Annotated in this window: 19 protein-coding genes and 2 pseudogenes; 11 read left to right on the top strand and 10 right to left on the bottom strand. The window is 68.6% G+C overall.

Going from position 1 to position 21,941, the window contains the following annotated elements; translation table 11 throughout:
- Positions 1-202: pseudogene (locus JHD63_RS24095) on the top strand (IS701 family transposase); the annotation flags it as partial.
- 2 nt (positions 203-204) lie between these two features.
- Here the strand turns inward: JHD63_RS24095 and JHD63_RS16170 are convergent.
- Entirely contained in the window at positions 205-1,098 is an 894-nt protein-coding gene (locus JHD63_RS16170) for a LysR family transcriptional regulator (protein ID WP_198971832.1), read from the bottom strand.
- A gap of 101 nt (positions 1,099-1,199) precedes the next feature.
- Here JHD63_RS16170 and JHD63_RS16165 point away from each other — a divergent pair, with 101 nt between their 5' ends.
- Positions 1,200-1,634: a PACE efflux transporter gene (locus JHD63_RS16165; protein WP_198971831.1), complete on the top strand. Its 435-nt coding sequence runs from the start codon at positions 1,200-1,202 to the stop codon at positions 1,632-1,634.
- On the opposite strand, the gene JHD63_RS16160 is transcribed toward JHD63_RS16165, so the two are convergent.
- A complete protein-coding gene (locus tag JHD63_RS16160) occupies positions 1,556-2,500 on the bottom strand; it encodes a MurR/RpiR family transcriptional regulator (protein WP_198971830.1) in 945 nt (314 codons plus the stop codon). The two genes, JHD63_RS16165 and JHD63_RS16160, sit on opposite strands and share 79 nt — an antisense overlap.
- A 116-nt stretch (positions 2,501-2,616) precedes the next feature.
- Between JHD63_RS16160 and JHD63_RS16155 the strand changes: the two genes are divergently transcribed.
- The 3 genes from JHD63_RS16155 to JHD63_RS16145 all read left to right on the top strand — a co-directional run bounded on the left by JHD63_RS16155 (position 2,617) and on the right by JHD63_RS16145 (position 6,472).
- Positions 2,617-4,590 (top strand): bifunctional 5-dehydro-2-deoxygluconokinase/5-dehydro-2-deoxyphosphogluconate aldolase, encoded by a 1,974-nt coding sequence (locus JHD63_RS16155; RefSeq protein ID WP_198971829.1) that lies wholly within the window; start codon positions 2,617-2,619, stop codon positions 4,588-4,590.
- Positions 4,587-5,393, top strand: a complete 807-nt coding sequence (gene iolB / locus JHD63_RS16150; protein ID WP_198971828.1) for a 5-deoxy-glucuronate isomerase — start codon at positions 4,587-4,589, stop codon at positions 5,391-5,393. The genes JHD63_RS16155 and iolB overlap by 4 nt, the downstream gene beginning before the upstream one ends.
- Positions 5,394-5,497: 104 nt before the next feature.
- Positions 5,498-6,472, top strand: a complete 975-nt coding sequence (locus JHD63_RS16145; protein WP_198971827.1) for a Bug family tripartite tricarboxylate transporter substrate binding protein — start codon at positions 5,498-5,500, stop codon at positions 6,470-6,472.
- 25 nt (positions 6,473-6,497) lie between these two features.
- Here the strand turns inward: JHD63_RS16145 and hisD are convergent, their stop codons facing one another.
- Genes hisD through JHD63_RS16130 form a run of 3 tightly spaced genes read right to left on the bottom strand, consistent with a single transcriptional unit; the run spans position 6,498 to position 9,383 of the window.
- Entirely contained in the window at positions 6,498-7,805 is a 1,308-nt protein-coding gene (gene hisD, locus JHD63_RS16140; protein WP_198971826.1) for a histidinol dehydrogenase, read from the bottom strand.
- Between the two features lie 52 nt (positions 7,806-7,857).
- A complete protein-coding gene (locus tag JHD63_RS16135) occupies positions 7,858-8,745 on the bottom strand; it encodes an N-acyl homoserine lactonase family protein (protein ID WP_198971825.1) in 888 nt (295 codons plus the stop codon).
- Positions 8,746-8,804: 59 nt separating this feature from the next.
- Complete coding sequence (locus JHD63_RS16130; protein ID WP_198971824.1) at positions 8,805-9,383, bottom strand: hypothetical protein; 579 nt, start codon at positions 9,381-9,383, stop codon at positions 8,805-8,807.
- 250 nt (positions 9,384-9,633) lie between these two features.
- Here JHD63_RS16130 and JHD63_RS16125 point away from each other — a divergent pair, with 250 nt between their 5' ends.
- The 5 genes from JHD63_RS16125 to JHD63_RS16105 all read left to right on the top strand — a co-directional run bounded on the left by JHD63_RS16125 (position 9,634) and on the right by JHD63_RS16105 (position 15,875).
- Positions 9,634-10,701, top strand: a complete 1,068-nt coding sequence (locus JHD63_RS16125) for a LacI family DNA-binding transcriptional regulator (RefSeq protein WP_370590544.1) — start codon at positions 9,634-9,636, stop codon at positions 10,699-10,701.
- A gap of 227 nt (positions 10,702-10,928) precedes the next feature.
- Complete coding sequence (locus JHD63_RS16120; RefSeq protein ID WP_198971822.1) at positions 10,929-12,491, top strand: sugar ABC transporter ATP-binding protein; 1,563 nt, start codon at positions 10,929-10,931, stop codon at positions 12,489-12,491.
- The gene (locus JHD63_RS16115) at positions 12,488-13,474 is read left to right on the top strand and encodes an ABC transporter permease (protein ID WP_198971821.1); all 987 of its coding nucleotides are present in this window, start codon (positions 12,488-12,490) and stop codon (positions 13,472-13,474) included. Before JHD63_RS16120 ends, JHD63_RS16115 begins: the two co-directional genes overlap by 4 nt.
- A gap of 10 nt (positions 13,475-13,484) precedes the next feature.
- Complete coding sequence (locus JHD63_RS16110; RefSeq protein ID WP_198971820.1) at positions 13,485-14,531, top strand: ABC transporter permease; 1,047 nt, start codon at positions 13,485-13,487, stop codon at positions 14,529-14,531.
- 102 nt (positions 14,532-14,633) lie between these two features.
- Positions 14,634-15,875, top strand: coding sequence for a sugar ABC transporter substrate-binding protein (locus tag JHD63_RS16105; RefSeq protein WP_233168265.1), 1,242 nt, complete (start codon positions 14,634-14,636; stop codon positions 15,873-15,875).
- 309 nt (positions 15,876-16,184) lie between these two features.
- On the opposite strand, the gene JHD63_RS16100 is transcribed toward JHD63_RS16105, so the two are convergent.
- Entirely contained in the window at positions 16,185-17,114 is a 930-nt protein-coding gene (locus JHD63_RS16100) for a LysR family transcriptional regulator (protein ID WP_198971819.1), read from the bottom strand.
- Positions 17,115-17,223: 109 nt separating this feature from the next.
- Between JHD63_RS16100 and JHD63_RS16095 the strand changes: the two genes are divergently transcribed.
- Positions 17,224-18,738: a CoA-acylating methylmalonate-semialdehyde dehydrogenase gene (locus JHD63_RS16095; RefSeq protein ID WP_198971818.1), complete on the top strand. Its 1,515-nt coding sequence runs from the start codon at positions 17,224-17,226 to the stop codon at positions 18,736-18,738.
- A 6-nt stretch (positions 18,739-18,744) separates the two neighbouring features.
- On the opposite strand, the gene JHD63_RS16090 is transcribed toward JHD63_RS16095, so the two are convergent.
- From JHD63_RS16090 to JHD63_RS16075, 4 genes and pseudogenes are all read right to left on the bottom strand, one after another.
- Complete coding sequence (locus JHD63_RS16090) at positions 18,745-19,875, bottom strand: aminotransferase class V-fold PLP-dependent enzyme (protein WP_198971817.1); 1,131 nt, start codon at positions 19,873-19,875, stop codon at positions 18,745-18,747.
- Positions 19,876-20,008: 133 nt separating this feature from the next.
- Positions 20,009-20,800, bottom strand: a complete 792-nt coding sequence (locus JHD63_RS16085) for an HpcH/HpaI aldolase family protein (protein WP_198971816.1) — start codon at positions 20,798-20,800, stop codon at positions 20,009-20,011.
- An 11-nt stretch (positions 20,801-20,811) separates the two neighbouring features.
- Positions 20,812-21,828, bottom strand: a complete 1,017-nt coding sequence (locus JHD63_RS16080; protein ID WP_198971815.1) for a Bug family tripartite tricarboxylate transporter substrate binding protein — start codon at positions 21,826-21,828, stop codon at positions 20,812-20,814.
- A pseudogene (locus JHD63_RS16075) lies at positions 21,822-21,941 on the bottom strand (IS5/IS1182 family transposase); the annotation flags it as partial. The pseudogene JHD63_RS16075 and the gene JHD63_RS16080, both read right to left, overlap by 7 nt.

Here is a 21,941-nt window from a genome sequence, read left to right as displayed (position 1 = left end):
CGATAAAAAAAACTTCATCGAACGCCAGGTGCCTGCCCTTCCCGAGGATTACGTCCCCCGAGGCAGTCCTGCGCGCGCAACGCCACGTGGCGACGTCGATCACGACACTGCGTCATCGACTGAGCTACCAACTGATCGCTCGTCTCGGCCAGTGTCCCTGCTGCGGAAGGGCAAGCGCAAAGCTACTCTTGTGACACAGTAAGATTAAGCGGCGTCGGCCGCGCTGCTGAGCAGCTCCACGAAGCGCCGCGCGCCCAGGCCCAGCGGCCGTTCCTTGGACCAGACCACGTCCACCCACAGGTTCAGGCCGTTGGACAGGTTCTCGAACGCCATCTCGTGCAGCGTTCCGGCGGCCACGTGCGGCGCGGCGAAGCTGCGCGGCAGCCAGCCCCAGCCCAGGCCGGCCTTGAGCAGGCCCAGCGCGGCCTCGGGGCTGTCGGTGCACCAGCAGTGCCGGGCAAAGACCAGGCGCGGATCGCGCGCCCGCGCGTCTCGGCCGGCCACCACCACCTGCCGCACGTGGATCAGGTGCTCTTCGCGCAGGCGCCCGCCGGTCTCCCGCAGCACCGGGTGCGCGGGGCTGATGACGGCGGCCAGCGTCTCCCGGCCCACTTCCTGAAAACCCTCGCGCCCGTCCAGGCTGGGCCGCTCGAACACCAGCGCCAGTTGCACGCGCCCGGCATGCAGCAGCGCCACGGCGTCGGCCTGCGGCGCGGCCAGCACCTCCACCTCCAGCAGCGGATGCTCCTGCGCCAACTGGGCCAGCGGCGCGCTCCAGGGGGCAGAGATCAGCTCCGGCGCGATCGCCAGCGCCAGCCGGTGCTCCAGCCCCTGCGTCAGCGACAGCGCCTGCGCCTCCAGTTGCCGCCACTGGGCCGCCAGCAGCCGCGCCTGGGGCTCCAGCGCGCGTGCCGCCGCGGTCGGCCGGGGCTCGCGGCCGCTGCGGTCGAACAGCGGCAGATCCAGCTCCGCCTCCAGGTGGGCAATGGCCATGCTCACGGCCGACGGCACCCGGCCCAGCGCGCGCGCCGCGGCAGAGAAGGAGCCCTGGTCGAGCACGGCCAGGAGGACGGCAAGGTTCTCGGTGGTGAAGGCCATGGCCTTCTTTCTATCAGAAGTCTTGATAGAAGATGACTTAACGTTTCATCTTCCTGCACATAAAGTCCGGCCATCGAGGTTTTGATTCAGGACTTTTCACCATGCAAGGCATCCAACGGCGCGTCGTCTACGTGACGCTCTACGAACTCATCGCCATCGTCGCGGCCAGCCTCATGCTGGCCCTGGCCTCGGGTCAGGGCGTGGCGCATTCGGGCGTTGTGGCGGTGGCGGCCTCGGGCATCGCCATCGTCTGGAACCTGGCCTTCAACTACCTGTTCGAACTGTGGGAGGCGCGCCAGGCGGTGCGCGGGCGCAGCCTGCGCAGGCGCGTGGCGCACGCCATCGGCTTCGAAGGCGGGCTGGGGTTGCTGCTGATTCCGCTCATGGCCTGGTGGTTCGAGGTGACGCTGTGGCAGGCGCTGGTCATGGACATGGGCCTGCTGCTGTTCTTCCTGGCCTACACCTTCGTCTTCAACTGGGTCTTCGACCGGGTGTTCGGCCTGCCGGCCTCGGCCGCCGGCGTGCCTTGCTCGTAAGCCAGCTCCATCCGGTAGGCCAGCCCCAGGAACAATGACTGCGCCAGACACAGCGTGCTGGTCAGCGAGCGAAAGCCGAAGGTCTCGCCGTCGCGCACCAGCAGCGTGGCGCTGGCCGGCGCGGCCAGGGGGCTGAGCGGGCTGTCGGTGATCGCCAGCAGCCGCGCGCCCTGCTGTACCGCAGCCGTGGCCAGGTCCAGCGTCTCCTGGGCATAGGGCGCGAAGGACACCGCGACGATCACGTCGCCCGGCGTCAGGGCGCGCAACTCACCCTGCTGCATGTGGCCCAGGCCGTGCAGCCAGTGCACCGGCTTGGCGGTGTGCTGCAGCGCATAGGCCAGGTAGGCCCCGACCGGGAAGGCGCGGCGCGATGCCGCCAGCCAGAGCGCCGGGGCGTCGAGCATCAGCGCCACCGCCGCGTCGAAGTCCGCGTCGGGCAACTGGCGCTGCAGCGTCTGCAGGCTGTCCACGCTGGCACCGATCACCCCATGCGCGATCTGCGACGGCGTCAGCCGGTCCGCGTGCGGCGCCATCAGGTCGCGGATGCGGTCCTGGTAGCCGCGCCCCGGGGCCAGCTGGCGCTCGGCCTCGGCGCGGAACAGCGCCTGCATCTCCGAGAAGCCCGAGAAGCCGAAATGCTTGGCAAAGCGCACCACGGCCGAGGGCTGTACCCCGCACTGGCGCGCGGTGTCCTGGATGCCGTCCAGCGCGAGATGGTCGCGGTTCTGCGCCACGTGCCGCGCGATCGCCTTGAGCTGCTTGCTCAGGGCATCGAAGCCCGCCTGCACCGCGGCCAGGAAGGCGTCTGCGCTGTCATAGCCCGGCGCCGTGACCGCCGCTGTCGTGGCAGTTTTTCTGTTTTTCATAAATATAGAAATAAATTTCTATTGTGCGCTATCATCCGGCCCGAGCGGGGCGCGGGCCATTATCCGGCGCGCTCCTTCGACGAGAAAAACGGACACAGCAGCAGACAAGGATGCGCATGGGCACTCTTAGCTTCCCGGCCGAGCGGCCCTATGACATTGCCTGCCTGGGCCGGCTGGCGGTGGACCTGTATGCCCAGCAGATCGGCTGCAGCCTGGAGTCGGCCAGCAGCTTCTCCAAGTACCTGGGCGGCTCGTCGGCCAATATCGCCTTCGGCACGGCGCGCCTGGGCCTGCGCTCGGCCATGGTCTCGCGCGTGGGCGACGAGCAGAACGGCCGCTTCCTGCTCGACACGCTGCGGCGCGAGGGCTGCGATGTCAGCCAGGTGCAGCTCGACGCGCAGCGCCTGACCGGCATGGTGCTGCTGGGCATCAAGGACCAGGACAGCTTCCCGCTGCTGTTCGCCCGCGAGAATTGCGCCGACATGGCGCTGGACGCCGACGCCATCCGCGAGGACTTTCTGGCGCAGTGCCGCAGCCTGCTGATCACCGGCACCCACCTGAGCACGCCCACCGTGCTGGCGGCCAGCCGCCGCGCGCTCGACATCGCCGGGCGGCACCGCCTGGTGCGGGTGCTGGACATCGACTACCGCCCGGTGCTCTGGGGCCTGGCCGCCAAGGGCGACGGCGAGACGCGCTACGTCGGCAGCCAGAAGGTCAGCGAGCACCTGCAGGCGCTGCTGGGCGCGTTCGAGCTGATCATCGGCACCGAAGAGGAATGGACCATCGCCGGCGGCGTGGAGGGCGACCTGATGGCCTGCCTGCGCCGCGTGCGCGAATGCACGCAGGCGGTGCTGGTGGTCAAGCGCGGGCCCCTGGGCTGCAGCATCGTGGACGGCGCCATTCCCGCGCGCATCGACGACGCGCTGACCGTGCTGGGCGAGCGCATCGAGGTGCTCAACGTGCTCGGCGCGGGCGATGCCTTCGCCTCCGGCCTGCTCGCCGGCCTGCTGCGCGGCAAGGGCTTTGCCGAGTCGGCCCGCATCGCCAATGCCTGCGGCGCCATCGTCGTCTCGCGCCACGGCTGCGCGCCGGCCATGCCCACGCCGGCCGAGCTGGCGCACTGGTTCTCCGGCCAGCGCCACCCGCGCCCGGACCAGGACCCGCAACTCGCCCACCTGCACCGGGTGAGCGTGCCGCGCGCGCAGTGGCCCGAACTGTATGTGCTGGCCTACGACCACCGTTCGCAGTTCGAGGACCTGGCGCGCCAGGCCGGCGCCGACGCCAGTCGCCTGCCGCGCCTGAAGCGCCTGCTCAACCAGGTGGTGGCCGGGATCGAGTCCGAGCCTGGCTGCCAGGGCCGCCTGGGCGTGCTGGTGGATGGCCGCCCGGGCCTGGGGGAAGCCGCGCTGCACGAGGCCACCGGCCGCGGCTGGTGGCTGGGCCGGCCGGTGGAGAGGCCGGGCTCGCGCCCGCTGCGCTTCGACGGCACGCATTCGCTTGCCTCGCAGCTGGTGCACTGGCCGCGCGAGCAGGTCGTGAAGTGCCTGGTCTTCTACCACCCGGACGACGCGCTGGCGCTGCGCCAGGAGCAGGACGAGTGGCTGCAGCAGGTGTGGGAAGCCACCCGCGCCAGCGGGCACGAGCTGCTGCTGGAGGTGATTCCGCCCCAGGACACGCTGGCGCCGGGCGACGGCGGCGAAGCGGCGCTGCGCGCCATCCGCCACTTCTACGACATCGGCCTCAAGCCCGAGTGGTGGAAGCTCGGCTGCATGGCGGCGCGCCACTGGCAGGCGCTCGATGCCCTGGTGCAGGAGCGCGACCCCTACTGCCGCGGCGCCGTGATCCTGGGCCTGTCGCAGCCGCTGGAGCAGCTGATTGCAGGCTTTGCCGAGGCGCGCGCGCCCATCGTCAAGGGCTTCATGGTCGGCCGCTCGGTATGGGCCGGCCCGAGCCTGGCCTGGCTGGCCGGCGACATCGACGACGCAGCCTTCAGCGCCCAGGTGGCGGCCCGCTTCCGCCGCCTGATCGCCGGCTGGCGCGCCAGCCGTGCCGCCGTGGCGCAGGCCGCACTCCAAGAGGTGGCGGCATGAAACTGCTGGTCAAGGCCAACCAGGTCGGCCGCGTCATCGCCGACGTCACGCCTGCCTCCGCCGGCTGGACCCACGTGGGCTTCAAGGCGCTGCGGCTGGCCGCGCGCGAGCAGGAGTCCTTCGCCACCGGCGCGCGCGAGCTGTGCATCACCGTGCTCGCAGGCCAGGTCGACGTGCAGGTCGATGCGCAGCAGTACAGCGCGCTGGGCAGCCGCGCCTCGGTGTTCGAGGAGCAATCGCCCACGGCCGTCTACGTGCCGCCGGGCCGTGCGGTGCGCATCGCCGCGCGCGGCCCGGCCGAAGTGGCGCTGAGCACCGCGCCAGCCACCGGCCGACTGCCCGCGCGCGTGATCGAGCCCGGTCAGATGGCGCGCAGCGTGCGCGGCCGCGGCAGCAACACCCGCTACGTGTGCGACATCCTGCCCGAGTCGGCGCCGGCCGAAGCCCTGCTGGTGGTGGAGGTGATCACGCCGGCCGGCAACGCCTCCAGCTACCCGCCGCACAAGCACGACAGCGCCGACCCCACCCAGCCCGGGGCCGAGACGGTGCTGGAGGAGACCTACTACCACCAGCTCAACCCGCCGCAGGGCTTTGCCTTCCAGCGCGTCTATACCGACGACCGCAGCATCGACCAGGCCATGGCCGTGGAGCACCGCGACACGGTCCTGGTGCCGCGCGGTTACCACCCCTGCGTGGCGCCGCATGGCTACGACCTGTACTACCTCAACACCATGGCCGGGCCCGAGCGGCGCTGGGCCTTCCGCAACGACCCGGCGCACGAGTGGATGCTGGCGCAGTCATGAAGCCATTTGCTATGAAATTAATAGCTATAAGGCAGCATGCTGTATGGGCTGCACCCATAAAAGAGAAAGATTTCGTTCCATTCCCACCCCCAGGAGACATTCCCATGCCCCGTACCTCTTTGCGCCTGCTGGGCGCCGCACTGCTCGCCACCTGCCTGGGCGCCCAGGCGCAGCCGCCGGCGTATCCGCAGCAGCCGGTCAGATGGATCGTGCCCTATGCCCCCGGCGGCACCACGGACGTGATCGCGCGCGGCCTGGCCGTGAAGATGGGGCAGGACCTGGGCCAGCCGGTCATCATCGACAACAAGCCCGGCGCGGCGAGCATCATCGGCGCCACCTTCATCGCGCGCTCGGCGCCCGACGGCTACACCGTGGGCACGGCCGACTCCGGCACGCTGGCCTTCAACCCGGCCATGTACAGCAGCCTCACCTATAACGCCGAGAAGGATTTCACCCCCATCGGCGGCCTGGGCCGCATGCCGCTGGTGCTGGCGGTGCACCCGTCCTTCCCGGCCAGGAACGTGCAGGAGTTCCTCGCGCAGGCGCGCAAGACGCCGGGCCAGGTGTCCTCGGCCTCCTCCGGCCCGGGATCGCCGCTGCACGTGGCGCTGGAGCTGTTCAAGCAGCGCACACAGACCGACATCCTGCACGTCGCCTACAAAGGCTCGGCGCCCGCGCTGCAGGACCTGATGGCCGGCCAGGTCAACGCCATGTTCGTGGACCTGCCGCCCAGCCTGTCGGCGATCAAGGCCGGCAAGATCCGTGTATTGGCCGTGGCCACGCCGCAGCGCCTGGCCCTCCTGCCCGACGTGCCGACCATGGCCGAGGCCGGCGTGCCCGGCTTCGAGGCCTATGCCTGGCAGGGTTTCGTCGGCCCGGCCAAGCTGCCGGCGCCGGTGGTGGCGCGGCTCAACAAGGACCTGGTCGCCGCGCTCCGGCACCCCGAGACCCGCGCCAAGCTGGAAGAACTGGGCATCGAGCCCATGCCCATGAGCCCGCAGGAGTTCGCCGACTTCACCCGCAGCGAGCAGAAGCTGTGGTCCGGCGTGATCAGGGCGGCCAACATCCGATTGGACTGACGCTCCGTTCCTGGTGGCGCCCGGGCTACTGCGCGGCGCCGCCGTAGGGTACGTCGCGATGGCCGTAGCGGCGAACCCGCACGTTGGCCTGCTCTCCGTGCGCGATCATCCCTTCCATCGCGCACAGACGCGAGCAGTAGGCACCGACGAGAGCGCTGGCCTCGTCGGTCAGCACGCGCTGGTACGTGCAGGTCTTGATGAACTTGCCGACCCACAGGCCGCCGGTGTAGCGCGCGGCCTTCCCGGTGGGTAGCGTGTGGTTCGTGCCGATGACCTTGTCACCGTAGGCAACGTTGGTGCGTGCACCGAGAAAGAGTGCGCCATAGTTGCGCATGTTGCGCAGGAAGTAGTCCGGGTCGCGCGTCATCACTTGGACGTGCTCCGAGGCGATGCGGTCGGCCTCCTGCACCATCTCGTCGATGGTGTCGCACACGATCACCTCGCCGTAGTCCCTCCATGACACGCCGGCGGTGCCCGCCGTCGGGAGCACCTTCAGGAGCCGCTCGATCTCTTGCATGGTCTCTTCGGCGAGCTTGCGCGAGTTGGTCAGCAGGATGGCCGGCGTGTTGAACCCGTGCTCGGCCTGCCCGAGCAGGTCGGTGGCGCACAACTCGGCGTCGACGCTGTCGTCTGCGATGACCAGTGTTTCCGAAGGACCGGCGATCAGGTCGATGCCGATGCGCCCGAACAACTGCCGCTTGGCTTCGGCGACGAACGCGTTGCCGGGCCCGACCACCATGGCGACCGGGTCGATGGTTTCCGTGCCGAGGGCCATGGCGGCGATCGCCTGCACTCCGCCGAAGGTGTAGATCTCGTCAGCGCCGCCCAGGTGCATGGCCGCGACGACGGCCGGGTGCGGTTTGCCCTGCACCGGTGGCGAAGCCGCGAGGATGCGCGGAACGCCCGCCACCTTGGCCGTGACGACCCCCATGTGCGCCGACGCGATCAGGGGAAACTTGCCGCCGGGAACGTAGCAGGCCACGCTTGCGACCGGCATGTTCTTGTGCCCGAGCACCACGCCCGGGAGCGTCTCGACCTCGACGTCCTGCAGTGATTCGCGTTGCACCTGGGCAAAGTTGCGCACCTGCGCCTGTGCGAATTCGATGTCGGCACGCTGCCCCGGCGACAAGGCGCGCACGCACGCCGCGATCTCGTCGTTCGAGAGCCGGAAGGACTCGGGCGACCAGTTGTCGAACTTGTTCGAGAAGTCGCGCACCGCGGCATCGCCGCGTGCCTCGACGTCCTCGAGAATCGAGCTGACGGTTTCCCTGACTTTGCCGGCGTCCGTGGCTTTCATTTCGCCGCTGCGGCCTTGCTTGAGGTGGTGAATCATCGGTTGGTTACCTTTGCTGATGGGATACTGGGCTGAGCTGTTCTGGCCGGTTCTATCGGACCAATGAGGACTGGCCGCTGGCGAGGCAGATCTCGCTGATGCGCAGCCCCTCCTTGGTGATGCGCGAAGGGAACATGTCCTTCAGGCGCTCCTCGTGCACGGGGATCACGCGCCTGGTTTCGTAGCCCACCGACTTCATGATTTCCTCCGTCGTGAGGATGAGGTTGGTCGTGCTGCCGACCGCCAGGCCGACGGGGGTGTAGATCTTGTCGAGCCCGACCGCAGAGCCGTCTCCTTCGAGGTTCTCGTAGACGTAGATGAGGTCGCCCGCCAGCGCCCAGCGATCGCTGGACTGTGCGGCCAGATCGTTGCGCAGGGAGATCCACATCGAGCCGTAGGTGTGGCTGTCGAAGGCGGCGCGCAGATCGACACCGGGCAGTACGTCCTCCATGTCGCCGTCCACGCAGACGAGCCGGCCCTGGCGGGCCAGATCGACGGCCTTGAGGATGTCCGACGGATCGACCGCGACCATCATCCACTTCATTCGGTCGGGCAAGGACATGGCCCAGATCCACTTCGACAGCTCGCGCTGCTGGATGTAGAACTTGGCATTGGGAAAGTCCTCGACGTTGCCGAGGTGGTCGAAGTGGGCGTGCGTGATGAAGACGCTGTCCACGTCCTCGGGCGTGAGGCCGACCTCGGCCAGCACGGTGCGCGGCGAGCGCCAGTTTTCAACGCCGAACTTGTCGCCGAGAAAAGCGCCGTACTCCTTGTGGTTGTAGCCGACGTCGATCATCGCGACATGGTCGTCGCTCATGATGAGGGCGTAGCAGTACGGCAGCTTGCGGTATCCCTGGTTGTGGGCGCCGTAGACGATGCCGCTGAGGTGATAGTTGGCGACGTAGCTGTATTCCAGCACGTAGATCGAGTACTTCGACATTGGAGGTCTCCGGTGTTGTCCGCGGGGCGCTTGTTCCGAGTGGGAGGGTGAGGAGCGGGTCAGGCCAGGTCGGCCGTATCGCGCGGCGGCACCTTCGGGCCGTGGCAACTGCAGCACGCCTGGCCGAAGTCGACGGGCAGCATGCCGAGCTGACCCGAGGAGGCAGCGCGAAGGTGCGCGTGGGCCGACTTGAGCGCATCGTTCCACCGCGCCAGGGCCTCGTGGGTGCGCTCGCGGGTCCAGCCCGGGCGACGGAAATCGAGCGCCACCTCGTCGATCAAGCGCTGCACCTTCAGCATGCGAACGTAGTGGCGCCGCGCGTTAGGGGGCGGTGAGATGGCGTTCACCGCTTCGCGTACCTCGGCCATCTGCCGCAGCACGGCCCGCATCGCCTCGAAGTCGGTTTCGACGCGGCCCATGGCATGCGCCAGGATGAACAGGCCCGCGAGCTGTCCGATCACGCGGTTGATCCGGTCATAGCACGGCCGCATGGCAACGGCATAGCGGATCAACTCGTCGCGATTCGTCTCGATGCCCTCCGTCGCTGAGGCGGCGGGCGGCGGCGCTTCACGCAGGGTTTCGCAGTGCGGCTGGTGAATCAGCGCTTCGTCCCACATCAGCATCTTCGACACCTGCATTCGGCTACTCCGTGTTGGCTGATACGCCGCCGCCATACCGCGGGGCGTTTGCACCAGCGGTGGAAGTATCACCAACCGGCGTCTGCAAAGTGAGTGCAAACGATATGGAATTTCCCTAGAGCGAGACGCGCGGCGGCCTGGCCTGGCCTGATTTGCGCCAGCCGAGTGCTTGGGCAGTGCAAACGCTGCGCAAACGGTATGGGGTTTCCCTAGGGGCGAACGCTTTGTCTTTCAATCAATGCAAAGCGGAGTGAAACTTCGCCTCGTGAATGCAAAAGATCCGACGGATATCGACGTGGCCGTGGCCCCTACCCTGCATGACGTGGCCACCCGCCTCGGGCTGGCGGTGTCGACCGTGTCGCGCGCCCTGTCGGGGCATCCGGCCATCAGCGACAAGACCCGAAGCGCCGTCCAGGCCGCCGCGGCCGAGCTGGGCTACCGCTTGCCCACACAGGGGCGGGGATCGCGCAAGTCGGCGACGCATCTGGTCGGGGTGGTCGTCGGCGCCATGCACAACCGGTTCATGACCGTGCTGCTCGAACATCTGCATCACGCGCTCGAGGGGCTCGGCTACCAGGTGGTGCTGTTGATCGACTCGATGACGGCGACCAAGGATCTGCTCGCTTTCAGGCCGCTCATCGACGGCTATCTGGATGGGATCATCTTCGCCACCGCCACGATCGACTCCCCTCTGGTGTTCGAACTGCAGCGCCGCGGCATTCCGTGCGTCCTGGTGGTGCGTTCCGTGGACGACGCCAATGTCGACACCGTGGAAATCGACAACATCCATGCAGGCAGCGAAGCGGTGCGGCACCTGTTCGAACTGGGCCATCGCCGCATCGGCCTCGTCATGGGGCCGGCCAGCACGTCGACCAGCCGGGACCGGGTGCGCGGGGCGATGGACTGGCTGCAACGCCACGGCGTGCCGGCCGCCGACGTCCATCTGGTCCAGGGCGACTACACGCATGAGGCCGGCTATTCGGCCGGTATGGCGATGCTGGGCCAGGCCCAGCGTGTCACCGCCATCGTGGGAGGCAACGACACGATCGCGCTGGGTGTTCTAGAGGCCGCGCGGCGCAAGGGCATCGCCGTGCCCTCGCAACTGTCGGTGATTGGTTTCGACGACATGCCGCTGGCGGGCTCTCCGCTGATCGGACTGACTTCCATCCGCCAGCCGGTGGAAGCGATGGCGCGCACCGCGGCGCAGCGCCTGGTTGACCGCATGCAGTCGCACAACTTGCGGCCTGCCCGGCGAGACATCCTTCCGATCGAACTCATCCGCCGTGACACCACCGGGCCGGCGCCCGCGCAAGTCTGACCCGATCCGGCTTGGCTGGCCGGTCTGCGCACGGTGGGGGAGCGCACGCCGGCGGCACTCCGCATTGCACGCACGGGTCTGTCGCCAGCGCCCATGCGGGAAAGCATGAAGCGTTTGCAGAACCTTTGCATGCGCCGTTGCGCGACAGTTCATGCACCGATGCGACGACGCACGAGAGTTCCCGAATCCCCGCCCACGCCAACGAACGTCATGAAGCTCCGTCTGCCATGAGTGCCCTCCCGACAATCCGCACCGCGACCGATGCCGTCGCCGCCAACGCGATGGTCCTGAGCGGGCTGCACAAGTCCTACGGCCCGACGGTGGCCTTGCAGAACGTCGACCTGTCGATCGCGGCCGGCGAGGTCCATGCGCTCCTGGGCGAGAACGGTGCCGGCAAGTCGACGCTGGTAAAGATCCTGACCGGCGCCATCACCCCCGATGGCGGTTCCATGGAGTTGTACGGCCAGCCGTACCGGCCCGCGAGCATTCTCGCGGCCCGTGCCGGCGGCGTTTGCACCGCTTTTCAGGAGCTCAGCCTGCTGCCGAACCTGACGGTGGCGCAGAACCTCGCGCTGCCGTCACAGCCCACGCGACGCCTGCTCGGGCTCGTCGATCGGCGTCGCGCTGAGGAGCGCGCGCGCGCGCTGCTGGCCGAATTCCACCTTGACGCCATCGATCCCCGCGCGACAGTGGCGTCACTTTCGCTCGCCAACCGCCAGCGCGTGGAGATTGCACGGGCCCTCAGCTTCCGGCCGAGGGTGCTGGTGCTCGACGAGCCCAGCGCGGTGCAAGCCTCGACCGACTGGCTCTTCGAGCGGATCGCACGCGTCACGGCAACGGGTACGGCCGTGCTCTACGTCTCGCACCGCCTCAACGAGATTCGCCAGCTCTGCCGCCATGGCACCGTGCTGCGCAGCGGCGCCAGCATGGCCACGGTCGCGATCGGCGAGGTCGATGATGCGGGCATCTTCGAACTGATGGTCGGCCGCCACCAGGTCGCGCGCAGGCAGGATGCGGCAGCCACCGTCGTGCGCACCGGCACGCCGCGCCTGCGCGTGTCGGGCCTGAGCGCGGGCAAGGTCGAGGCCGCCAGCTTCAGCCTCCATGCCGGCGAGATTCTCGGCGTGGCCGGCCTCGATGGCCAAGGCCAGCGCGACCTTTTCGATGCACTGTTCGGCCTGCAGCGAAAGCGCGCCGGCACGATCGAGATCGACGGGCAGGAAAAGGATGTCAGCTCGCCGACGCGCGCAATGCGGGCCGACGTCAGCATCGCCCTCGTGCCCGAGGAGCGCAAGACCGAAGGCATCTTCCCTTACCTCAGCGTGAAGGACAACATCGCGCTGGCCTCGCCCGCCAGCATGGGCCGTGGCGGCGTGGTGCTGCGCGAGCGACAGCTGCGCCACGTCAAGAGCGTCGCCGGCAAGGTCGACCTCCAGGACCGGTACCTCGACTTCGACATCAACGATCTGTCGGGCGGCAACCAGCAGAAGGCGCTGCTGGCGCGAGTGCTGGTCTGCGGTGCGCGGACGCTGCTGCTGTTCGATCCGACGCGCGGTGTCGACGTCGGCACCAAGGAGTCGATCTACGCCACGATCCAGGAGTTCGCCTCCGAGGGCGGCTCGGTACTTCTCTATTCGTCGGAGCTGTCGGAACTGATCCGGCTCTGCGACCGGTGTCTGGTCGTATATGCCGGGCGCATCGTCGCAGACCTGCCCAAGGCGGAGATCGATGAGACCCACCTGCTGGCCGCCGCCACCGGCCACGCACTTCACCATCGGATGGCCGCATGAACGATTCGAAACCTCGTCCGTCCACCTCTGCGGGGCGCCTTGCCGTACTCGGCAACGGTGCCGTCGTCGCGGGTGTCCTGTACGTCATCCTCTACGCGGTCTATGCCGCCAACTCGCGCAGCGCACTCAGCGTCTCGGCGCTGACCGATCTGCTGAACAACGGCGCGCCGCTCATCATCGCGGCCGCCGGTGGAACGCTCATCATCCTGCTGCGCGGTTTCGACCTGTCGGTGGCAGGGGTCATGTCGCTCACCAACGTCGTCCTGGCGGCCTACCCGTTCGAGGGTTCGGGCGGTGCCGCCGCGAGTATGGCGCTGGTATTGGCCATCGGTGCCCTCGTCGGGCTGATCAACGGCCTGCTCGTCGCCTATGTGGGCCTGCAATCGATCGCCGTCACGCTCGCAACGATGATCATCGCCCAGGGCGCGGCGCTGCTGGTGATGGATGCGCCCGGGGGCGCGGTGTCCGACTGGATCGCCGAGAACATGACCGACACGCTGGCGGGCGTGCTGCCCGTCTCCGGGCTGGTCGCGGCGGCGGTGGGGCTGTGCTGGCTGCTGCTCAAGCGCACCGACGTCGGCGTCGCACTCTATGCCGTCGGCAAGGACGAGACCGCGGCGGGGCTTTCGGGCATCGACGTGCGGCGCACGAAGTGCATCGCCTTCGTGCTGGCGGGCATGCTGTACGGGCTGGCGGGCTTCATGCTGTCGGCGCAGACCGCCTCGGGCAACCCGAATGGTGGCAGCAGCATGCTGCTGCTGGTGTTCGCGGCGGTGGCCCTGGGCGGCACCTCGTTCAGCGGCGGCAGCGGCGGCGTCATCGGCAGCATGATCGGCGCCGCCACGCTGACGCTGCTTCAGAAGGTGCTCTTCTCGTCCGGGGTGGAGTCGTTTTACATCGGCCTGTTCCAGGGCGCCGTGATGGTGCTCGCGGTGCTGCTGGGTGAGGCCGTGTCGCGGATGACCCGCGTCGCACATGAGTGAGCAGGGTGACATGAACCAGTCCGCATCTTCGGTTGCTTCCATGCCCATGGGCAACGCCAGCGTCAAGGCCGTGCCTGCCGACAACCGCACCACGGCGCGGATGCGCCGCGAAACCCTGGCGGCGATCGCCGTGTTCTGCGCCAGTGCGCTGTTGCTGCTGGTGGCGCGCCTCGTGAGCCCGAGCTTCAACGGCATCGAGCAGGCCGGCACGATCCTCATCCTGTCGTCGTTCCTGATCGTCGCCGCGTATGGCCAGGGCCTAGTGGTGCTGATCGGCGGTCTGGATCTGTCGCTGCCTTCGCTGATCACCCTCGGAGGCATTCTTTCCGCCGGCTGGATCGGCCGCGCCGCGCCCGAGATGCAGCCTTATCTCTACCTGCCGGCGCTGGCGGCCTGCGCCCTGGTGGGGGCGGTGTCCGGAGTCGGCGTGGCGCTGCTTCGGGTGCCGGCCTTCATCATGACTTTGGCGATGGGCGTCATCGTCTACAGCGCGTGCCTCGGCGTGACGAAGGGCACGCCGAGCGGCAGCGCGCCGCGGCTGCTCTCGTCCCTGATGCACGGCGATTGGCTGGGCGTCCCGATGGCGATCCCGTTCGTGCTGGCGTTCATCGCCGTCGCTGTTTTCATCCAGAAGGGCACCTTGTTCGGCGTTCACCTGTATGCGATGGGGAGCAATGCCAACGCGGCCCGCGCCGCCGGTTTGCGCGTGCGGCTGCTCACGATCGCGGCATACGCCGCGTCGGCTGCCTGCGCGGGGCTGGTCGGGATGATGCTCGTGGGCTACTCCAACGGGGCCACGCTGCGCATGGGCGATGCGTACCTGCTGCCGGCGATCGCTGCCGTGGTCATTGGAGGCTCGTCCATTTTCGGTGGGCGCGGCACGTTTGTCGGCACGGTCGGCGGCGCGGTGCTGCTGACGGTGCTGAGCATGCTCATCACCTCGCTGGGGCTCGCGCAGGGTTGGCGCACGGTCATCGAAGGCTCCGTGATCCTGCTGGCGCTGCTGCTGCTGCAGGACCAGGTGCTGGATTCGGTCCGCCGGCGATTCAGCCGCTAGCCGACCGGCGAGGCGAGGAAGCCGCATCGATTCGAGCGACGCATCGCCGGTGCCCGCCGTGCGACACCGGGCAGATTTACATCAACCCAACGAAAGTACGACATGAGCAATACAAAGAGACAAGTGGCCGGCCGATTCGCGGCAATGGCGACGACACTGCTGGCGGCTGCCGCGCTTGCCACTCCGATGGCCGCGCAGGCCCAGGCCAAGAAGAAGGACAAATACCTCATCTACCTGAGCCTGAGCTACAGCGGCAATTCCTGGCAGTCGGAAGCGGCCAACGTCGTCAAGGCGCTGGCCAGGACGCCGCCCTACGACAAGATGGTCGAGTTGCGCGAGGTCATCTCGGGCACCGAGGTCGCCGGGCAGATCTCCGCCTACGAGAGCATGATCGACGCTGGCGCCGACGGGGTGGTCAGCTTCCCGATCTCTCCGGTGGCACTGAACCGCACGGTGAAGCGGGGCTGCGAGAAGGGCGTGCTGTTCTTCATGTATGACGCGACGGTGACCGAGCCGTGCGCCTACAACGTCAGCTACATCACTTCCGGCTTCGGCGAGAACAGCGCGCAGGCGCTCGTCAATGCGCTGGGCGGCAAGGGCAAGATCTTCCTGAGCCGTGGCGTGCCGGGCAATTCGGTCGACAAGCGCCACACCGACGGCGCCATGAGCGTCTTCAAGAAGTACCCGGGCATCAAGGTGGTCTCGGAGTACTACAGCTTCTGGGATGACCGCAGCACCCAGACCGAGACCGCCAAGGCCTTGGCCGCGCACCCCGATGTCGACGGCATCTGGGCGCAGGCCGGCGAGAATGGGGCGATCAAGGCGCTGCAGGCTGCCGGAAAGAAGCTGGTTCCGGTGACGGGCGAGAACTCGAACGGCTTCCGGCTGGCGCTGGCCAACAAGGACTTCCAGGCCGCCGGCCTGAAGGGCGTCTCGTCTGGTTCGCCGCCGGCGCAGGCGGGGTTCGCCTTCAAGATCCTGATGGAAGGCCTGCTCGGCAAGCGCAAGCTCGATGTCCACAACATCGAGTACCCGCTGCCGTGGGTGCCGGCCGACGAGGTCAAGCTGTGTACCGGTGAAAAGCTCGAGAACGGATGCAACGTGTTCGCGGAAGGCAAGGTGCCCGAGTCCTTCGTGACCGAGGTCTTCAACCCGGTGCTGTTGCCCGAGCTGTCGCTGGCCTCCGCATTGAAGGGCGAGCCCACCCCCGGCGCGACGATCCAGCCGCTCCCGGCCGACTCGGTCAAGCAGGCGGCCAACGAGCCTGGCATCAACTGCCAGAAGTGCTCGCCGCCAGCCGACCTCTACAAGCTGACCAAGGTCAAGCCGGCCGTCCAGCCCTGAGCCGAGAAGGCGCACAGTCCGGTCCGGCCCGAATCGGCGAGCCGTTTCGGGCCGGCCGGTCATGATCTTGAAGAAAAATGCCTGAAGCCCAGGATATACCTTGGCTTCTAGCTATTGATTTAATAGTAAAGGCCGGCAAAGGAGCGGCGCCAGGATCGCGCCGGGATGGGCGACCAGCGCGTAAAGGCCTTCGATCCTCCCCACGAAACCGCAGGGGGCTGCCGGTCGGCCGTCATCGGAGAAGGACGCCGCGCGCGGCGATCGGCAAGCTGCCCAGGCCGTGCTCCGGACGTGCATGAAAAAGTGAGTTCACGCCGCAAAGCCCGCAGCGAACGCCTGCCGCAGGTAGGCCACGAAGGCCTCCACCGCGCGCGGCACGTGGGCCGAATACGGGCGGATCGCATACAGGCGCTCGCCAAAGGCATCCACCGGCTGCCAGCCCGGCAGCACCTCGACCAGCCGCCCGGCCTGCAGGCCGGACTGCGCGCTGAAGTCGGGCAGCAGCGCAATGCCCAGGCCGGCGGCGGCGGCGTCGCGCAGCGCCTCGCTGTTGTTGGCGGCGAAGGGGCCGGCCACCGGCACGCTGACGCGCTCGCCCTGGGCGCCGTGGCGCAAGGTCCAGACGGGCGTGTCCTGCGCGCGCGGGTAGTGCAGACAGTCGTGCCCGGCCAGCTCGGCCGGCGTGGCGGGCGTGCCGCGCCGGCGCAGGTAGGCGCGGCTGGCCGCCAGCACCGAGCGCGTGGGCGCGAGCGTCCAGGCCACGTGGGTATCGGGCGGCGCGGCGGCATGGCGCACGGCCAGGTCGAAGCCCTCCATGGCGAGTGAGCGCAGGCGGTCCGACAGGTCCAGCTCCAGCCGCACCTCGGGGTAGGCGCGCAGGAAGTCCGGCAGGCGCGGCACCAGTTGCTGGCGCGCAAAGGCCACCGGCGCGGTGACGCGCAGCAGGCCGCGCGGCGCGCCGGCCAGGTCGCGCACGCCGGCAAAGCTGTGGGCGATCTGCTCGAAGGCGCCGCGCGTGTCGTCCACCAGCCGCTCGCCGGCCTCGGTCAGGCGCACGCTGCGCGTGGTGCGGCGCACCAGCGGCACGCCGGCGGCGCGCTCCAGCTCGGCAATGCGCTGGCTCATGGCCGCCTTGCTCACGCCCAGGCGCGCCGCGGCGGCGGTGAAGCTGCCCTGCTGGCCGAGCACGGTGAGCCAGTGCAGATGGCTCCAGAGGGTCTCGATATTTTGGCGATCCATGGCCGCATTGTTCATCAGGCCGAACAATCAATTCAGTGCGGCGGACTAGGCAGGGCCGGCTGGCGTTCCTAGACTGCGGGCTCCGATCCATCCTCCGAGACCGCACGCCATGCGCACAGCCTTCACCGATTCCGCCGAAGTCGCCCACTTCATCGACGGCCAGCCCTTCACCGGCGCCGGCACCCGCATGCAGGCGGTGTTCAACCCCGCCACCGGCGCCCAGGCGCGGCAGGTGCGCCTGGCGGCCCGGGAAGACGTGGACGCCGCCGTCGCCAGCGCCCGCAAGGCCTTCCCCCAGTGGGCCGACACGCCGCCGATCCGCCGCGCGCGGGTCATGCTCAAGTTCCTGGAGCTGGTGAACCAGCACAAGGATGAGTTGGCCGCCATCATCACGGCCGAGCACGGCAAGGTGTTCAGCGACGCGCAGGGCGAGGTCAGCCGTGGCATCGACATCATCGAATTCGCCTGCGGCATCCCGCAACTGCTCAAGGGCGACTTCACCGACCAGGCCTCCACCGGTATCGACAACTGGACGCTGCGCCAGCCGCTGGGCGTGGTGGCGGGCATCACGCCCTTCAATTTCCCGTGCATGGTGCCGTGCTGGATGTTCCCGGTGGCGATCGCTGCGGGCAACTGCTTCGTCCTCAAGCCGAGCGAGCGCGACCCCTCGGCCTCGCTGCTGATGGCGCGCCTGCTGACCGAGGCCGGTTTGCCCGACGGCGTGTTCAACGTGGTGCAGGGCGACAAGCTGGCGGTGGACGCGCTGCTGGAGCACCCGGACGTGAAGGCGCTGAGCTTCGTCGGCTCCACGCCCATCGCCCAGTACCTCTACGAAACCGGCGCGCGCCACGGCAAGCGGGTGCAGGCCCTGGGCGGCGCCAAGAACCACATGGTGGTCATGCCCGACGCCGACATCGGGCAGGCGGTCGATGCGCTGGTGGGCGCGGGCTACGGCTCGGCCGGCGAGCGCTGCATGGCGATCAGCGTGGCGGTGCTGGTGGGCGACGTGGCCGACAGGATCATTCCCAGGCTCGCCGAGCGCGCCAAGGCGCTGGTGGTGAAGAACGGCATGGAGCCCGACGCCGAGATGGGCCCCATCGTCACGCGCCAGGCGCTGGAGCGCATCGAGGGCTACATCGCCCTGGGTGTGGAGGAGGGCGCCGAACTGGTGGTCGATGGCCGCAGCCTCAAGGTGCCGGGCCATGAAGGCGGCTTCTTCACCGGCGGCACCTTGTTCGACAAGGTGACGCCGCAGATGCGCATCTACCGGGAAGAGATCTTCGGCCCGGTGCTGGCCTGCGTGCGCGTGAAGGACTTCGCCGAGGCGGTGGACCTGGTCAATGCGCACGAGTTCGGCAACGGCGTGGCCTGCTACACCCGCGACGGCCACGTGGCGCGCGAATTTGCCCGCCGCATCCAGGTCGGCATGGTCGGCATCAACGTGCCGATCCCCGTGCCCATGGCCTGGCACGGCTTTGGCGGCTGGAAGAAGAGCCTGTTCGGCGACATGCACGCCTACGGCGAAGAAGGCGTGCGCTTCTACACCAGGCAGAAGAGCGTGATGCAGCGCTGGCCCGAAAGCACGGCCAAGGGCGCCGAGTTCGCGATGCCTACGGCGAAATAGCCGCCATCACGCCACCTGGTCCAGCGCCGCGGTCAGGTGGCCCACGGTGCGCTCCACGTGGTGCCACTTGTCCAGCCCGAACAGGCCGATGCGGAAGGTCTTGAAATCCGGCCCCTCGCCGCACTGCAGCGGCACGCCGGCGGCGGTCTGCAGGCCGGCAGCCAGGAACTTGCTGCCGTTCTGCAGGCCCGGATCGGTCGTGTAGCTCACCACCACGCCCGGCGCCTTGAAGCCCTCGGCCGCCACGCTGGGCAAGCCCCGTGATTCGAGCAGCGCGCGCACCCGGGCGCCCAGCTCGAATTGCTCGGCCCGCACCTTGTCGAAGCCGTAGTCGCGCGTCTCCAGCATCGTGTCGCGCAGCCGCAGCAGGGCATCGGTCGGCAGGGTGGTGTGGTAGGCATGCTGGCCTTTTTCGTAGCCTTCGGCGATCTGCATCCACTTCTTCAGGTCGCAGGCGAAGCTGCTGCTGGTGGTGCCGTCGATCGCGGCGCGGGCGCGCTCGCCCAGCATCACCATGGCGCAGCAGGGCGAACTGCTCCAGCCCTTCTGCGGTGCGCTGATCAGCACGTCCACGCCGGTGGCCTGCATGTCGACCCAGACCGCGCCCGAGGCGATGCAGTCCAGCACGAACAGCGCGCCCACCTCGCGCGCCGCCGCGGAGAGGGTGCGCAGGTAGTCGTCGGGCAGCAGGATGCCGCTGGCGGTCTCCACGTGCGGCGCGAAGACGAGGCGCGGCCGTTCGGCGCGGATGGCCGCGGCCACCTCTTCCGCCGGCATCGGCGCCCAGGGCGCCTGCGGGCCGTCGCCCATTTGGCTCGCCTGGCAGACCACGGCGCTGCCGCCCAGGCCGCCCGCGGCGTCGAAGATCTGGCTCCAGCGGTAGCTGAACCAGCCGTTGCGCACGATCAGCACCTTCTCGCGGTTGGCGAACTGCCGCGCCACGGCCTCCATGCCGAAGGTGCCGCTGCCGGGTATCAGCACGGCGGTGTGGGCGCGGTAGACCTGCTTGAGCGTGGCCAGGATGTCCTGCGCCACACCGACGAAGCGGCGCGACATGTGGTTGAGCGAGCGGTCGGTGTAGACCACCGAGAATTCGAGCAGGCCGTCGGGATCGACGTCGGGCAGCAGGCCGGGCATGGGGGTTCCGTAGAAAATGGCAGGGGCGATGGCGGGCATCGTCAGGCAACCCGGCAGCTTAGCATCCGCACCGATCTCGGCAAGACGCTTGGAGGCCTCCGCCGGTCCTCGCGGCCTGCGTCCATGCCGCGCCTCAGTACTTCAACGCCAGCGCCTGGGCACTTCGTCCCGCCAGCGCCGCCTCCCGGAACGCTTTGGTGATCAGCCCGGTCGAGACGGTCGCGAAGTAGCGCGCGCCGATGGCCGTGTGCGTCTCCTCATCCTGCAGCGTCAGCCCCAGCGTGCCCGCGCACTTGCCGGCCGCGACCACGGCCTTCAGCGCACGCGCGATCTCGGCCTGCACCTCGGCGCGGCGCCAGTCGTCGGCATAGCCCATGGCGTGCGAGAGGTCTTTGGGGCCGACGAAGACGGCATCGACACCCTCTACCGCCGCGATCTCACCGGCGTTGGCCACGGCCTCGGGCGTCTCCACCATCACGATCAGCGCGATGCCCTCGTTGCTGCGCTGCGCATGTGCGCGGCCGCCGAAGGCGCCGTAGCCCGCCGCGCGCGTGCTGAATGCGCTGCCGCGTTCGCCCGCGCCCGGATAGCGCACGCGCCGCACCAGGTCGCGCGCGTCGTCAGCCGTGTTGACCATGGGGATCTGCAGCGCGCCGGCGCCCATGTCGAGCAGACGGGGGATGTCGTGGCGCAGGCAGCGCACCACCGCCGGGATGCCACTGGCGCGCGCGGCGCGCAGCATGTTCTCGGTGGTCTCCAGGTCGGCGCTGCCGTGCTCGTTGTCGAGGATCACGAAATCGAAGCCCGCGTAAGCGCACATCTCCACGATGGCAGGGCTGGGCAGGCCGTTGAAAATGCCGCGCAGGCGCTGGCCGCTTTTCAGCAGTGCGGGCATGCGGTCGTCCAGGGGGTGGCGGATGCCCATGGTGTCTCCCGTCAGTCGATGGTGATGTTGTTGGTCTTGATCAGCTCGCCGAATTTGCGCGTTTCATCGCGGATGAAGCTGCGAAAGCCGTCCGGCGTCATCGGCTTTGGCGTGAAGCCCTGCGCCGCCAAACGGGCCTTGACCGGGGCCGATTCCAGCACCGCCACGACTTCCCTGTTCAGATAGTTCACCACATCGGCCGGCGTGCCGGCCGGCGCCAGCAGGCCCAGCCAGGTCACGGCCTCGAAGCCGGGCACGCCGGACTCGGCCAGCGTTGGCAGCCCGGGCTGCAGTTCGGTGCGCGCCAGGCTGGTCACGGCCAGGGCCTTGGCCTGGCCGTTCTTGGCGAAGGCCAGCCCCGTCGTCATGTTGTCGAACTGCATGTCGATCTGGTTGCCGGCCAGGTCGGCCAGCGACTGGCTGCTGCCCTTGTACGGGATGTGCACGGCCTTGCCGCCAATGCGGTTGAGCAGCATCAGCGTGGTCAGGTGCTGCGAGGTGCCGTTGCCGCTGGTGCCGTAGGAGATGGCGTCGGGCTTGGCCTTGATGGCTGCCACCAGCTCCTGCACCGTGTTCGCGCCGGACTTGTTGCCGGCCAGCAGCACCAGGGGCGTGCTGGCCAGTTGGGTGATGGGCGCGAAGTCCTTGTCCACGTCGTAGCCGGGCTTCTTGATCAGGTGTGGGTTGACTGCGAGCGCGGTCTGCGTGCCCAGCAGCAAGGTGTAGCCATCGGGCCTGGCGCGTGCGACGAGCTCGGTGCCGATGCCGCCGCCGGCGCCGGCCTTGTTGTCCACCACCACCGCTGTGCTCCAGCGCTTGCCGAGCGCGTCGGCGATCAGGCGGCCGATGATGTCGGTGGCGCCGCCCGGCGCGAACGGCACGACGATGACGACGCGCCCGTTGTGGGGGTAGCCGGCGGGTTGCGCCTGGGCGGTGGCGGCGAATGCGCTGGCGGCGAGTGCCAGGCCGAGCAGGGCGCCGCGGCGGGTGATGGTGGGAGGCTTCAGGGCGTTAAGAGCGGCTAACAAAACAAAGGGAGGTTGCGAGCACAGATGACACAACAAGCCAGGGAAAGCAGCGCGACATGAATGTCGATGCGGCGCTCGAAGCGGGTTCGCAGCTTGCCAAACGCGGCCAGCCA

It is taken from the genome of Xylophilus sp. ASV27 (assembly GCF_016428875.1).
Taxonomy (GTDB): domain Bacteria; phylum Pseudomonadota; class Gammaproteobacteria; order Burkholderiales; family Burkholderiaceae_C; genus Xylophilus.
Note: the sequence above shows the minus strand (reverse complement) of the source record. Positions and strands in the feature narration are given on the sequence as shown.

Bases quoted from the DNA above. Each gene is read 5' to 3' on its own strand.
- JHD63_RS16170 (WP_198971832.1), bottom strand. From the start codon at position 1,098: ATGGCCTTCACCACCGAGAACCTTGCCGTCCTCCTGGCCGTGCTCGAC.
- JHD63_RS16165 (WP_198971831.1), top strand. From the start codon at position 1,200: ATGCAAGGCATCCAACGGCGCGTCGTCTACGTGACGCTCTACGAACTC.
- JHD63_RS16160 (WP_198971830.1), bottom strand. From the start codon at position 2,500: ATGAAAAACAGAAAAACTGCCACGACAGCGGCGGTCACGGCGCCGGGC.
- JHD63_RS16155 (WP_198971829.1), top strand. From the start codon at position 2,617: ATGGGCACTCTTAGCTTCCCGGCCGAGCGGCCCTATGACATTGCCTGC.
- iolB (WP_198971828.1), top strand. From the start codon at position 4,587: ATGAAACTGCTGGTCAAGGCCAACCAGGTCGGCCGCGTCATCGCCGAC.
- JHD63_RS16145 (WP_198971827.1), top strand. From the start codon at position 5,498: ATGCCCCGTACCTCTTTGCGCCTGCTGGGCGCCGCACTGCTCGCCACC.
- hisD (WP_198971826.1), bottom strand. From the start codon at position 7,805: ATGATTCACCACCTCAAGCAAGGCCGCAGCGGCGAAATGAAAGCCACG.
- JHD63_RS16135 (WP_198971825.1), bottom strand. From the start codon at position 8,745: ATGTCGAAGTACTCGATCTACGTGCTGGAATACAGCTACGTCGCCAAC.
- JHD63_RS16130 (WP_198971824.1), bottom strand. From the start codon at position 9,383: ATGCAGGTGTCGAAGATGCTGATGTGGGACGAAGCGCTGATTCACCAG.
- JHD63_RS16120 (WP_198971822.1), top strand. From the start codon at position 10,929: ATGAGTGCCCTCCCGACAATCCGCACCGCGACCGATGCCGTCGCCGCC.
- JHD63_RS16115 (WP_198971821.1), top strand. From the start codon at position 12,488: ATGAACGATTCGAAACCTCGTCCGTCCACCTCTGCGGGGCGCCTTGCC.
- JHD63_RS16110 (WP_198971820.1), top strand. From the start codon at position 13,485: ATGAACCAGTCCGCATCTTCGGTTGCTTCCATGCCCATGGGCAACGCC.
- JHD63_RS16105 (WP_233168265.1), top strand. From the start codon at position 14,634: ATGAGCAATACAAAGAGACAAGTGGCCGGCCGATTCGCGGCAATGGCG.
- JHD63_RS16100 (WP_198971819.1), bottom strand. From the start codon at position 17,114: ATGGATCGCCAAAATATCGAGACCCTCTGGAGCCATCTGCACTGGCTC.
- JHD63_RS16095 (WP_198971818.1), top strand. From the start codon at position 17,224: ATGCGCACAGCCTTCACCGATTCCGCCGAAGTCGCCCACTTCATCGAC.
- JHD63_RS16090 (WP_198971817.1), bottom strand. From the start codon at position 19,875: ATGCCCGGCCTGCTGCCCGACGTCGATCCCGACGGCCTGCTCGAATTC.
- JHD63_RS16085 (WP_198971816.1), bottom strand. From the start codon at position 20,800: ATGGGCATCCGCCACCCCCTGGACGACCGCATGCCCGCACTGCTGAAA.